13 protein-coding genes are annotated in these 11,963 nt (G+C 57.3%); 6 read left to right on the forward strand and 7 right to left on the reverse strand.

Translation table 11 applies throughout. The features are described 5' to 3' along the window. The first annotated feature begins 262 nt into the window (after window positions 1-262). Together CKW07_RS12405 and grxD are read left to right on the forward strand one after the other, a co-directional pair. Window positions 263-2,371 carry a molybdopterin oxidoreductase family protein gene (locus CKW07_RS12405; protein WP_095145166.1) on the forward strand — a complete coding sequence of 703 codons (2,109 nt, stop codon included), beginning with the start codon at window positions 263-265 and terminating at the stop codon, window positions 2,369-2,371. 97 nt (window positions 2,372-2,468) lie between these two features. After that, entirely contained in the window at window positions 2,469-2,810 is a 342-nt protein-coding gene (gene grxD, locus CKW07_RS12410) for a Grx4 family monothiol glutaredoxin (RefSeq protein WP_095080024.1), read from the forward strand. Between the two features lie 98 nt (window positions 2,811-2,908). Here the strand turns inward: grxD and bfr are convergent, their stop codons facing one another. Then, entirely contained in the window at window positions 2,909-3,382 is a 474-nt protein-coding gene (bfr, locus tag CKW07_RS12415; protein WP_095080025.1) for a bacterioferritin, read from the reverse strand. A 200-nt stretch (window positions 3,383-3,582) separates the two neighbouring features. Next, on the reverse strand, window positions 3,583-3,801 hold the full coding sequence (locus CKW07_RS12420) for a bacterioferritin-associated ferredoxin (RefSeq protein ID WP_093423249.1): 219 nt from the start codon (window positions 3,799-3,801) through the stop codon (window positions 3,583-3,585). A 316-nt stretch (window positions 3,802-4,117) separates the two neighbouring features. Between CKW07_RS12420 and CKW07_RS12425 the strand changes: the two genes are divergently transcribed. Continuing rightward, window positions 4,118-4,720, forward strand: a complete 603-nt coding sequence (locus tag CKW07_RS12425) for a peroxiredoxin (protein ID WP_095145167.1) — start codon at window positions 4,118-4,120, stop codon at window positions 4,718-4,720. Window positions 4,721-4,792: 72 nt separating this feature from the next. On the opposite strand, the gene rnt is transcribed toward CKW07_RS12425, so the two are convergent. Both rnt and pyrC read right to left on the reverse strand, forming a co-directional pair. After that, window positions 4,793-5,464: a ribonuclease T gene (gene rnt / locus CKW07_RS12430; protein WP_095145168.1), complete on the reverse strand. Its 672-nt coding sequence runs from the start codon at window positions 5,462-5,464 to the stop codon at window positions 4,793-4,795. Beyond that, window positions 5,461-6,507 (reverse strand): dihydroorotase, encoded by a 1,047-nt coding sequence (gene pyrC, locus CKW07_RS12435; protein WP_095145169.1) that lies wholly within the window; start codon window positions 6,505-6,507, stop codon window positions 5,461-5,463. Before pyrC ends, rnt begins: the two co-directional genes overlap by 4 nt. Window positions 6,508-6,663: 156 nt before the next feature. Between pyrC and CKW07_RS12440 the strand changes: the two genes are divergently transcribed. Both CKW07_RS12440 and CKW07_RS12445 read left to right on the forward strand, forming a co-directional pair. Then, complete coding sequence (locus CKW07_RS12440; RefSeq protein WP_095145170.1) at window positions 6,664-7,572, forward strand: OmpA family protein; 909 nt, start codon at window positions 6,664-6,666, stop codon at window positions 7,570-7,572. Between the two features lie 128 nt (window positions 7,573-7,700). Continuing rightward, a complete protein-coding gene (locus CKW07_RS12445) occupies window positions 7,701-8,918 on the forward strand; it encodes an argininosuccinate synthase (protein ID WP_095145171.1) in 1,218 nt (405 codons plus the stop codon). 112 nt (window positions 8,919-9,030) lie between these two features. Here CKW07_RS12445 and CKW07_RS25715 read toward each other — a convergent pair whose 3' ends face one another. Beyond that, on the reverse strand, window positions 9,031-9,846 hold the full coding sequence (locus CKW07_RS25715) for a hypothetical protein (protein WP_256577047.1): 816 nt from the start codon (window positions 9,844-9,846) through the stop codon (window positions 9,031-9,033). Between the two features lie 390 nt (window positions 9,847-10,236). Here CKW07_RS25715 and CKW07_RS12455 point away from each other — a divergent pair, with 390 nt between their 5' ends. After that, window positions 10,237-10,863, forward strand: coding sequence for a response regulator transcription factor (locus CKW07_RS12455; protein ID WP_095145172.1), 627 nt, complete (start codon window positions 10,237-10,239; stop codon window positions 10,861-10,863). 164 nt (window positions 10,864-11,027) lie between these two features. Here CKW07_RS12455 and CKW07_RS12460 read toward each other — a convergent pair whose 3' ends face one another. Together CKW07_RS12460 and nth are read right to left on the reverse strand one after the other, a co-directional pair. Continuing rightward, window positions 11,028-11,207 (reverse strand): PA3496 family putative envelope integrity protein, encoded by a 180-nt coding sequence (locus CKW07_RS12460; protein WP_095145173.1) that lies wholly within the window; start codon window positions 11,205-11,207, stop codon window positions 11,028-11,030. Between the two features lie 107 nt (window positions 11,208-11,314). Beyond that, window positions 11,315-11,953 (reverse strand): endonuclease III, encoded by a 639-nt coding sequence (nth, locus tag CKW07_RS12465; RefSeq protein ID WP_095080032.1) that lies wholly within the window; start codon window positions 11,951-11,953, stop codon window positions 11,315-11,317. Window positions 11,954-11,963 lie beyond the last annotated feature (10 nt).

The following is an 11,963-nucleotide window of genomic DNA, read 5'->3' on the forward strand; positions in this document are numbered from 1 at the left end:
GTAGCGCTTTTGAAGCCTGTTTCCTGACAGCAGCCAGTCCTTTGTACACTGCCCTCGCGCGCCTTGGCAATCGAGCGAGACGTTCAAGGTGTCGCCCTGGTCGGTTTCTGACTGATAGGGCCCGGTGCCCGGGGCCGCTATCGGCAGGCCTGATGGCTGGCGATTCACAAGACGAACGTCGCTGGCGCGGCGGCCGGTCACGGCCCATAGTTTTGTTCCCGCAACCGTGCGTTGGTTGCCCCGAATAAAACAGAGACTGGCCATGACCAAGACTCTCAATTACCGTGCGTGCCACCTGTGTGAAGCCATTTGCGGCTTGACCATCGAAACCACGGCAACCGACGATGCCGGCCTGCAGATCACCTCAATCAAGGGCGACGCGCAAGACAGCTTCAGTCGCGGCCATATCTGCCCCAAGGCGGTGGCCTTGCAGGATATCCAGAACGATCCCGATCGCCTGCGCCACCCCATGCAGCGCGTGGGCAGCGAGTGGCAAGCGATTGCCTGGGAAGACGCGTTTGCCCTGGTGGCTGAACGCCTTGCAGCGATTCAGGAGCGCCATGGCCAGAACGCCGTCGCGGTGTACCAGGGCAACCCCAGCGTGCACAACTATGGGTTGATGACCCACAGCAACTATTTCCTCGGCCTGCTGAAAACCCGCAACCGCTACTCCGCGACTTCGGTCGACCAATTGCCCCATCACCTGACCAGTCACTTGATGTATGGCCACGGGCTGCTGTTGCCGATTCCCGACATCGATCACACCGACTTCATGCTGATCCTGGGCGGCAACCCGCTGGCCTCCAATGGCAGCATCATGACCGTGCCGGATGTGGAAAAGCGCTTGAAGGCGATTCAGGCACGGGGCGGCAAAGTGGTGGTGGTCGACCCGAGGCGCAGCGAGACAGCTGCGATTGCCGACCAGCATCTGTTTGTCCGCCCGGGAGGCGATGCGGCGCTGTTGTTCGGCTTGCTCAATACCCTGTTCAGCGAAGGCCTGACGCGCGACAGTCATTTACCGGTCGATGGGCTGGAGGAGGTTCGCCAGGCGGTCAGCGGCTTCAGTGCTGAAGCGATGAGCCCGCTGTGCGCGGTACCGGCCGGGCAGATTCGGCAACTGGCCCGGGATTTCGCCGCCGCCAGGACTGCGGTTTGTTATGGTCGCATGGGCATTTCCACCCAGGCGTTCGGTACCTTGTGCCATTGGCTGGTGCAGCTGATCAACCTGGTCACCGGTAACCTGGATCGGGTCGGAGGCGCACTGTGCACCGAGCCGGCTGTCGATCTGGTGGCGTCGACCTCGGGTGGGCATTTCAATCAGTGGCAAAGCCGGGTGTCCGGGCGTCCGGAGTACGGCGGTGAGTTGCCGGTGTCGGCGCTGGCCGAAGAGATGCTCACCGAAGGGGAGGGGCAGGTGCGTGCGCTGGTGACCGTGGCCGGTAACCCGGTGCTGTCGACCCCCAATGGTCGACAACTGGAACAGGCGCTGGACGGGCTGGAGTTCATGGTCAGCATCGACCTGTACATCAACGAGACCACGCGCTATGCCGATCTGATCCTGCCGTCGACCTCGGCGCTGGAAAACGATCACTACGATACGACGTTCAATATGTTCGCCGTGCGCAATGTCAGCCGCTTCAACCGGGCCATCCTGCCCAAGCCCGAGGGCGCGCTGCACGACTGGGAGATTTTCGTCGGACTGGCCAAGGCGTTTGCGGTCCGGACCGGCAAAGAACTCAAACCCACGATGCCACCGGCGCAGATGATCGATTTTGGTTTGCGCGCCGGCCGCTATGGCGATGCCTCGCCGTACAAGCTGTCGGTGGCGAGCCTGTTCGATCACCCCCACGGCATCGACCTGGGGCCGCTCAAGGCCAACCTTGGGCCGCGCCTGAAAACCGCCAATCAGCGCGTGCAGGCCGCGCCGCCAGCGATCCTGGCGGACCTGGCGCGATTTGCCGCGCAACAGCTACCGGTCGCTGATGAGTTGTTGTTGATCGGTCGTCGCCATGTGCGCAGCAACAATTCGTGGATGCACAATTATCACCGCCTGGTGAAGGGTAAGCCGCGTCATCAGTTGCTGATGCATCCAGAGGATCTTGCCAGCCGTGGGCTCAACGACGGTCAGCGGGTGCGGGTCAGCTCGCGGGTCGGGGCGATCGAGGTCGAGGTGCTGGGCAGTGTCGAGATGATGAAGGGCGTGGTCAGTCTGCCCCATGGCTGGGGGCATGCGCGGCCTGGTGTGCAGATGACCATCGCCATGGGGCAACCAGGCTCCAGTGCCAATGACCTGACCGATGAGCAGCAACTGGATGAGTTGTCCGGCAATGCGGCGCTCAATGGGGTGCCGGTGACGGTGGCAGCCGCGTAGGCATGTCTGTCGGGGAGGCCGAGCATCGCGCCCGGCTTTCCGTTACAATGCGCCACCGTGCCGACAACTGAGTCGGAAAGTTCAGCCGAGGTGCTTCATGGATATCATCGAAACTATTAAAGAGCAGATTGCCAACAACACCATTCTGCTTTACATGAAAGGCTCGCCGAATGCGCCACAGTGTGGCTTTTCCGCGAAAGCCGCTCAGGCGGTCATGGGCTGTGGTGAGAAGTTCGCTTACGTGGACATCCTGCAGAACCCGGAAATTCGTGCCAACCTGCCAAAATACGCCAACTGGCCAACCTTCCCGCAACTGTGGGTAGGTGGCGAACTGGTCGGCGGTAGCGACATCATGATCGAAATGGCTGCAGACGGTTCGTTGCAGGCACTGATCAAGGACGCTTCGGCCAAAGCCGCTGCGGCCAAGACAGAAGCTTGATCCACCAGTAGGGGCCGCGGCCCCTGCAGGTAATAAAAAGCCCCGCCTCTCGTAAGAGGGCGGGGCTTTTTAGTGTGGCGGGTTTAACGAGTGATAACTTACTCGTCGCCCATCTGCGATTGCAGATAGTTCTCCATGCCCACTTTGTCGATCAGGCCCAGTTGGGTTTCGAGCCAGTCGATATGTTCTTCTTCGGATTCAAGAATGTCTTCGAGCAGTTCACGGCTGCCGAAGTCGCCGACGGTTTCGCAATGGGCAATCGCGACCTTGAGGTCGGCATGGCCGGTACGCTCGATACGCAGGTCGCACTCCAGCATTTCCTTGGTGTGCTCGCCGATCTGCAGCTTGCCCAGGTCCTGGACGTTGGGTAGGCCTTCGAGGAACAGGATGCGCTTGATCAGCTTGTCCGCGTGTTTCATCTCGTCGATGGATTCGTGGTACTCGTGCTTGCCAAGCTTGTTCAGGCCCCAATCTTCATACATGCGCGCATGCAGGAAGTACTGATTGATTGCGACCAGCTCATTGGCAAGAATCTTGTTGAGGTGCTGGATGACTGTGACGTCGCCTTTCATGATGGGGTCCTGCCCTTTAATTACCGTATATAAGGCAGAGTTTGAGCTGGCAAGTACTTAGTGTCAAACCTAAGTTATTGAATAATATATGAAAATTAATCGGAATAAGAATGTTTGTGTTCCGCATCCGAACGCTAAGCGATTGAATTATGGGCATAAAAAAACCGGACGCTGGGTCCGGTTCTTTGGAATGCTCTATTTCACGCTGCAGAAAACTCTACAGGGTAGGGGATGGCTGCCTGGCTCAACTGCAGGTCGGCGAGGGTTTCGCGGACTACTTGCTTGGCAAGGCAGGCACATTTGCCGCATTGACTGGCAACGCCGGTGGCTTCGCGCACTTCACGGTAGCTGCAGCAACCTTCGTAGATTGCATCGCGGATTTTACCGTCGGTGACGCCAGTGCAGAGGCAGACATACATAAGGTGAGAACCGTCGCTGGTTAGGGCTCAATTGCGATGGATCTTAATGTTAACGAGAATGATTGTCAAAGTGCTTTCCCGACGCTGTGTGGCGGATCCACGTTCGGCTGACGAACGGTACAAAGCGTGCCCTGAGTTTGTCTGCAACCCCCCTGCCGAGTTTTTGGGCTCATTGGAAAAACCGTTGAGGACAGGTCAAAAACGCAGTGTATGATGGCCGGTCCTCGCGAAGGGCAGTCGATTCATCAACCTGTCGTTTAATCCCGACAGACTGGCTCGATACCGTTCATCACGCCACCACACCAGGAAATTTTCAATGAGCGTACTCGTAGGCAAACAAGCCCCTGACTTCACCGTTCCGGCCGTACTCGGCAATGGCGAAATCGTCGACAGCTTCAACCTGTCGTCGGCCATCAAAGGCAAATACGGCCTGGTGTTCTTCTACCCGCTGGACTTCACCTTCGTCTGCCCGTCCGAGCTGATCGCTCTGGACAACCGCATGGCTGACTTCAAGGCGCGTAACGTTGAAGTGATCGCTGTTTCGATCGACTCGCACTTCACTCACAACGCCTGGCGCAACACCTCGGTCAACGCCGGCGGCATCGGTCAGGTCAAGTACATCATGGCTGCTGACATGAAGCACGACATCGCCAAGGCCTACGACGTTGAGTCCGAAGGTGGCGTGGCGTTCCGTGGCGCGTTCCTGATCGACGACAAAGGCGTTGTCCGCTCGCAGATCGTCAACGACCTGCCGCTGGGCCGTAACATGGAAGAGCTGATCCGTCTGGTCGACGCCCTGCAATTCCACGAAGAGCACGGTGAAGTTTGCCCGGCCAACTGGAAAAAAGGCGACAAAGGCATGACCGCTTCGCCAGAAGGCGTTGCTGCTTACCTGACCGAGCACGCTGCGGCACTGTAAGCCAAGCGTCAGGTATAAAAAAACCGGCCTCAGTGGCCGGTTTTTCATGGGCGCAAGAAACCTGCGACTCGATCAGTCGTTGAAGTCTTCCCAGCCGCCCATTTGTTTCCAGCGGTTGACGATGCCGCAGAACAGATCAGCGGTCTTCTCGGTGTCGTAGCGAGCCGAGTGGGCCTCGCGTCCGTCGAAGTCGATGTCGGCTGCTTGGCATGCCTTGGCCAGTACGGTCTGGCCGTAAGCCAAACCGGCCAGTGTGGCGGTGTCGAAGCTGGAGAACGGGTGAAACGGGTTACGCTTCATATCCAGGCGCGCGACCGCAGCGTTGAGGAAGCCCAGGTCAAAGCTGCTGTTGTGGCCGACCAGGATGGCCCGTTTGCAGCCGTTGGCCTTCAACGCCTTGCGCACACCGCGGAAGATATCGGTCAGCGCGCTCTCCTCACTCACCGCCATGCGCAGTGGGTGATCGAGCTTGATCCCGGTGAACTCCAGTGCAGCAGCTTCAATGTTGGCGCCTTCGAACGGCTCGACACGGAAGAAATAGGTGTGATCAGGGTACACAAACCCCTTTTCGTCCATGCTGATGGTTGTCGCGGCGATTTCCAGCAAGGCGTCAGTGGCACAGTTGAAACCACCGGTTTCAACGTCGACGACGACGGGCAGGTATCCACGGAACCGGGCTGCCATCGGGTGGCGCGAACCGCCGCCCTGGCCTTCCTGTTCGTCGTCGTAATGGTCTTCACTCACGCGTGTTCCTCCAGCAGGCGCCAGCGCAGTTTTTCACCGGCGCGCAGCGGGATGACAGTCAGCTCGCCGAACGGCAGGCTGGTTGGGGCGGTCCATTCTTCGCGGACCAGGGTGATGCGGTCGGTGTTCGCCGGCAGGCCATAGAAGCGCGGGCCGTTGAGGCTGGCGAAGGCTTCGAGCTTGTCCAGCGCGTTGCGCTGTTCAAAGGCTTCGGCATACATCTCGATCGCGGCATAGGCGGTGTAGCACCCGGCACAGCCACAGGCGGCTTCTTTGGCATGCTGGGCGTGGGGCGCCGAGTCAGTACCCAGGAAGAACTTATCGCTGCCGCTGGTGGCGGCATCCAGCAGGGCGACCTGGTGGGTGTTGCGCTTGAGAATCGGCAGGCAATAGAAGTGCGGGCGAATCCCGCCGACCAGCATGTGGTTGCGGTTGTACAGCAGGTGATGGGCGGTGATGGTCGCGCCCACGTTGGCCGAAGCCTCGTTGACGAACTGCACGGCATCGCTGGTGGTGATGTGTTCGAACACCACCTTGAGCGTTGGAAAACGCTCCACGACACGACGCATGTGCTCGTCGATGAAGATCTTTTCGCGGTCGAAGACATCGACGTCGCCACGGGTGATTTCACCGTGGACCAGCAAGGGCATCCCGACTTCGGCCATGGCCTCGATCGCAGGGAAGATCTTGTCGATGCTGGTCACGCCAGAATCCGAGTTGGTGGTCGCACCGGCCGGATACAGCTTGGCGGCGTGAACGAAACCGCAGGCCTTGGCCGTGCGAATTTCGTCGGCGGTCGTGCGGTCGGTCAGGTAGAGCACCATCAGCGGCTCGAAGCGGCTGCCGGCCGGGCGCGCAGCGAGAATGCGCTGGCGATAGGCGTCGGCTTCAGCGGCGTTTCGCACCGGTGGTACCAGGTTAGGCATGATGATGGCGCGACCAAAGGTGCGCGCGACATCCGCCACTGTATTGGGCAACACAGCACCATCGCGAAGATGAATATGCCAGTCGTCGGGACGCAGCAGGGTCAGGTGGTCGGACATTGGGGATTCCAGGCGGGTAAAACTCATGGGAATGCTACCGGAAAAGACTCTTGCAGGCACCCGCTATCAAGTTTTGTCGCACGCTTCCGATATTACAAAGGCATGCCGTAAACATATATATCGGTCTTTTTGTTGCAGAAGTCAGTGGAGCCTCCCGTGCGCCAGCGTTATCTAGCCTTGCTCAGTGTGTTTGCCAGCCTTCCCGCCATGGCGCTCACTTTCCAGACACGCCTGGAGAGCATTGAGTGGAAGGTCGAGGGTGACCAGTTCGAATGCCGCCTGACGCAGCCGGTTACCGATTTCGGCTCGGGTGAGTTCGTGCGGCGAGCGGGCGAGCAGGCGACGTTTCGCTTGAAGGCCAATAACCCGATGCTGGCCGGTGGCTCGGCGACCTTGCTGGCCGCCGCAGCGCCGTGGCAGCCCGGGCGGGGTGATATCAACCTGGGCTCGGTCAGGCTGGGCAGCGGCGACGTGTTGTTCAACAGTTCGCAGCTTCAGGCCGGGCGCCTCATCGGCGGCTTGATGGACGGGCGCAGTCCACTGGTTCGGCATTACGCGCGTGATGGCCGGGTGTCGGAAGTACGCCTGCTGCCGGTCAGGTTCAGCAAGGCCTATGCCGATTACCAGGGCTGTGTCGCCAAGTTGCTACCCATGAATTATGACCAGGTGAAGCAGGCCCAGGTCGGTTTTCCGGGCGGCGGTATCGAACTGGACGCACAGGCCAAGGCCAGGTTGCAGGTGATGCTGGCGTTCATGAAGGCTGATCCGACGGTCAATCACATCGAGGTCGACGGGCATTCCGATAACAGCGGCAACCGTCTGACCAACCGTGACCTGTCCCGGCGCAGGGCGCTGGCGGTGATGGATTACCTCAAGGCCAATGGTATTGCCGAGTCGCAGATTACCCTGCGTTTCCACGGTGAACGGTACCCCCTGGCGCCCAATACCAATACGGCCAATCGGGCGAAAAACCGTCGGGTCAATGTGCAACTTGAGCGGGTCGAGCCCGCGCAGGATCCTGCCCCGCAAGTCAGCTCCAGCGGCAGCACGGGCACGGCATCCTGAACGGCTGAAATCGTCGCCCACTCGACATAATCTGTCGCTTCGTCGTCATAAGCTGTCGCGCCTCTGTAAATTATCCTCTCGCAGCGTTAGACTTATCGGCTTTCCGTAGAACCCCGTGGAGTGATGGCATGGCGGACGTAAACAAGGTCGTTCTGGCGTATTCCGGCGGCCTGGACACTTCGGTGATCCTCAAGTGGCTGCAGGATACTTATAACTGTGAAGTGGTGACCTTCACCGCCGACCTGGGTCAGGGCGAAGAGGTCGAACCGGCCCGCGCCAAGGCACAGGCCATGGGCGTAAAAGAAATCTACATCGACGATCTGCGCGAAGAATTCGTGCGGGATTTCGTGTTCCCGATGTTCCGCGCCAACACCGTTTACGAAGGCGAGTACCTGCTGGGTACTTCCATCGCTCGTCCGTTGATCGCCAAGCGCTTGATCGAAATCGCCAACGAAACCGGCGCTGACGCCATTTCTCACGGCGCCACGGGCAAGGGCAACGATCAGGTACGTTTCGAACTGGGCGCGTATGCACTCAAGCCAGGCGTGAAAGTCATCGCTCCATGGCGCGAGTGGGACCTGCTGTCCCGCGAGAAGCTGATGGACTATGCTGAGAAGCACGCGATCCCGATCGAGCGCCACGGCAAGAAAAAATCCCCGTACTCGATGGATGCCAACCTGCTGCACATCTCCTATGAAGGCGGCGTGCTGGAAGACACCTGGACCGAGCATGAAGAAGACATGTGGCGTTGGACCGTCTCCCCGGAGAAAGCACCGGACAAGCCGCAGTACCTGGAACTGACTTACCGTAACGGTGACATCGTTGCACTGGACGGCGTCGAGATGAGCCCGGCTACCGTGCTGGCTACCCTCAACCGCATCGGTGGCGAACACGGTATCGGCCGTCTCGATATCGTCGAGAACCGCTATGTCGGCATGAAGTCCCGTGGCTGCTACGAGACACCTGGCGGCACCATCATGCTGCGTGCTCACCGCGCTATCGAATCGATCACCCTGGACCGCGAAGTGGCTCACCTCAAAGACGAGTTGATGCCCAAGTACGCCAGCCTGATCTACACCGGCTACTGGTGGAGCCCTGAGCGCCTGATGCTGCAACAGATGATCGACGCTTCCCAGATGCACGTGAATGGCGTCGTTCGCCTGAAACTGTACAAGGGCAATGTGATCGTTACCGGCCGTAAGTCTGACGAGTCGTTGTTCGACGCCAACATCGCGACCTTCGAAGAAGATGGCGGCGCGTACAACCAGGCTGATGCAGCCGGCTTCATCAAGCTCAATGCGCTGCGTATGCGCATCGCGGCGAACAAAGGCCGCAAGCTGTTCTGATGCTGCCTTGCTAGTCACGAACTGTGGCCCCGCGTGGTGCGGGGCCACAATTCGAGTGAAGAATTTTGTGTGTGTCGGTCGTGCGTCGAGTCCCTGTCACTGAAGTTGACGCTCAGTGGTCTGAAATTCCCCTGTCTTCCTTCTCTCTTGCGTTGATCTGTAGCGATTTTTCCTGATTCGGGTAGTCGGGTGGATTTGAGTTCTGATCAATGACTGTCACTGATAGTGTGCTCAAGTTGTAAACTATGTAAAAGTTGTTTGTGGGGTCGGATTTTATATCAGGGGCCTTGAGTGAGACTTCGTTGACTATGTGCGCGGATTCATGGCAGCTAAGAAATATGATGGCTTTGTGTTGAGGGTGTTTGCTTTTATTGACTTCGGAAACCAGGTGTCTGAATTCTTTTTTCTTGTGAATCCAGCGGGCATCCATGATGCGAATGTTCTGTATCGATTTCGGTAAAGAGATTTGATGTTGAACACTCAGATTGTCACGGGCAGCGATATCCGGAGGGTCTTGCATGCTTTGAAGCAGATAGTCAGACCTGGCTTTCAGTAATGCACGACGGCGCCGTTTTTTTGAGCGTTCTGCGTGCTCTTTCCTTGTTGGCGGTTGCAGGCTTTGTTCGTCTGTCTTGGCAAGGTGGTCGTCTCTGTTCATTTCTGATCGTGCAGTATCGTCAATGACCTTTAAAAATTGCTTGCTCTTTTGGAAGTCTGAGGGTGCGTACAGTGATTTGTAGTTAAAGTTTAAAGTATAGAAGAATAGGAAGAGCAGGTAGAAGGGGAAGCTGATCAGGAACCAGATGTAAATCTCCCGGTCTTCCCCGTCGAGGAAAGGGAGTGATACGGCTGCGGATGTTTCGGAGATAGTCGCGAATATCGCGATGATGGTCATCGGGTTTGTTATTTTTATTTGATGTTCTGTCATGTTGGATTCTCGCAAATACTGTGTTGTAGGATTACTCATGTGTGGAGCTTGTTAAGTTAGGGGGTGTTTTTTAGAAGGGTGTGTGTTTGGTGGTGAGTTGTAATGGTTGTTTTATGATAGATGAGTGCTGAAGAAGGTACAGCAGTGTTTTCAGTATGGCGGGTTTTGTGTTGTGTGCTGAGCAGGGAACTCCAAAGAAAACTGGCTTGTGGGTCATCAAGTAAACTTTAAGAGACATAGTTTTTTGTGGGTTTTTGTAGGAAGCGTCCTTGATGTTTGTAGGGAATGTCTCTCGGCGTGGATGGTTGGGCAGGTCACCATCCCAAGGTTGAAATGACTAGGCTATTGTGAGGGTTCTAAACATTCGAACAGCGAAAATTGGACTTGCCCATGAATAAAGTGCTGATCGTGGATGATCACCCCGTCATTCGTCTTGCTGTACGTATGCTAATGGAGCGTCATGGCTACGAAGTCATTGCTGAAACGGATAATGGCGTAGACGCGTTGCAACTTGCTCGTGAACATCTTCCGGATATTGTAATACTGGATATAGGCATCCCGAAACTTGATGGCCTGGAAGTCATTGCGCGATTGTCTTCGACTCCCTCGTCTGCGAAAGTGCTGGTCCTGACGTCTCAGGCTCCGGGACATTTTTCGATGCGCTGCATGCAGGCCGGGTCTGCCGGGTATGTCTGCAAGCAGCAGGATCTCACCGAATTGTTGAGCGCTATCAAGGCCGTGCTGTCGGGGTACAGCTACTTCCCGAATCAAGCGTTGCACACTGTCCGTTCAAGTTTGGGGAATGCCAGTGAGGCCGATATGGTGGATCGGCTTTCCGGACGGGAGATGATGGTGTTGCAGCAGCTGGCGCGAGGCAAGACCAACAAGGAAATTGCCGATGGGATGTTTTTGAGCAATAAAACCGTCAGCACTTACAAAACCCGCCTGCTGCTCAAGCTGAACGCGCGCTCGCTGGTCGATTTGATCGAGCTGGCACAGCGTAACGGCCTGGTTTGAGAACGTGGGGCTCGAGTGGTTTTGGCAAGCGCTCGGGAGCCAGGGAGGTTGTTGAACGGCTTCAGTCCTCCGGGGAGGAACCCAGAGAAAACTGTTCAGGTGATGGGTGAGGGCAGTGAGTGATAGCTAAATGAAAAGCCTCCCGTAAAGGAGGCTTTCAGGTGTTAAAGATCAAAGTCGTAGTCGGCCAGTTGTTTTTGCAGGCGGCGCTCCTCCAGGAGGTTATCGATGGTGCGACGCTTGCTCAGATTGGTCTTTGCCACCTCTGCCACAGGCTCAACATCATCGGTCTCAACAGGGGTGAAGTCGTCTTCTACGTCCAGTTGTTCTTTGCCAGTGCTCATAAGGTTAACTCCAGGCTAAGACTGCCATTGGCGCTTCTTATATCGACAATCTCCTGGCGGGTAAAAAAGATTTTTTCAATCGATAAATCAATAAAAGCAATAGCGCCTCAATCGTCGGAGGTTTTGTGCTTGTATTCACACAGGTCTTCGATCCGGCAACTGCCGCAGCGAGGCTTGCGGGCCAGGCATACGTAGCGCCCATGCAGGATGAGCCAGTGATGGGAGTCGAGCAGATACTCCTTGGGAACAAACTTCATCAGTTTGGCTTCCACTTCCAGCACATTTTTCCCGGGCGCCAGGCCTGTCCGGTTACTGACCCGGAAAATATGGGTGTCTACCGCCATGGTCAGTTGTCGAAAGGCGGTGTTGAGCACCACGTTTGCGGTCTTCCTGCCCACACCGGGCAATGCCTCCAGTTCTTCGCGGGTTTGCGGGACTTCGCCGCCATGGCGCTCCACCAGCAACCTGCACGTCTCGATGACATTCTTCGCCTTGCTGTTGTACAGGCCGATCGTCTTGATGTAGTGCGACAGGCCCTCAACACCGAGTGCATGGATTGCCGCAGGGGTATTGGCGACCGGAAACAGCCTGGCCGTGGCCTTGTTCACGCCGACGTCCGTGGACTGGGCGGAGAGGATCACCGCAATCAGCAGTTCGAAGGGGGAGGCATAGGCCAGCTCGGTTTTCGGTTCCGGATTGTCTTCGTGAAGCCGGCGGAAAATTTCCAGGCGTTTTGCGGCATTCATGGGCAGAGCA

The sequence above is a fragment of the Pseudomonas sp. Irchel s3b6 genome, assembly GCF_900187415.1.
GTDB lineage: Bacteria > Pseudomonadota > Gammaproteobacteria > Pseudomonadales > Pseudomonadaceae > Aquipseudomonas.

Coding starts and splice junctions, on each gene's coding strand:
- CKW07_RS12405 (WP_095145166.1), top strand. CDS start 263: ATGACCAAGACTCTCAATTACCGTGCGTGCCACCTGTGTGAAGCCATT.
- grxD (WP_095080024.1), top strand. CDS start 2,469: ATGGATATCATCGAAACTATTAAAGAGCAGATTGCCAACAACACCATT.
- bfr (WP_095080025.1), bottom strand. CDS start 3,382: ATGAAAGGCGACGTCACAGTCATCCAGCACCTCAACAAGATTCTTGCC.
- CKW07_RS12420 (WP_093423249.1), bottom strand. CDS start 3,801: ATGTATGTCTGCCTCTGCACTGGCGTCACCGACGGTAAAATCCGCGAT.
- CKW07_RS12425 (WP_095145167.1), top strand. CDS start 4,118: ATGAGCGTACTCGTAGGCAAACAAGCCCCTGACTTCACCGTTCCGGCC.
- pyrC (WP_095145169.1), bottom strand. CDS start 6,507: ATGTCCGACCACCTGACCCTGCTGCGTCCCGACGACTGGCATATTCAT.
- CKW07_RS12445 (WP_095145171.1), top strand. CDS start 7,701: ATGGCGGACGTAAACAAGGTCGTTCTGGCGTATTCCGGCGGCCTGGAC.
- CKW07_RS25715 (WP_256577047.1), bottom strand. CDS start 9,846: ATGACAGAACATCAAATAAAAATAACAAACCCGATGACCATCATCGCG.
- CKW07_RS12455 (WP_095145172.1), top strand. CDS start 10,237: ATGAATAAAGTGCTGATCGTGGATGATCACCCCGTCATTCGTCTTGCT.
- CKW07_RS12460 (WP_095145173.1), bottom strand. CDS start 11,207: ATGAGCACTGGCAAAGAACAACTGGACGTAGAAGACGACTTCACCCCT.
- nth (WP_095080032.1), bottom strand. CDS start 11,953: ATGAATGCCGCAAAACGCCTGGAAATTTTCCGCCGGCTTCACGAAGAC.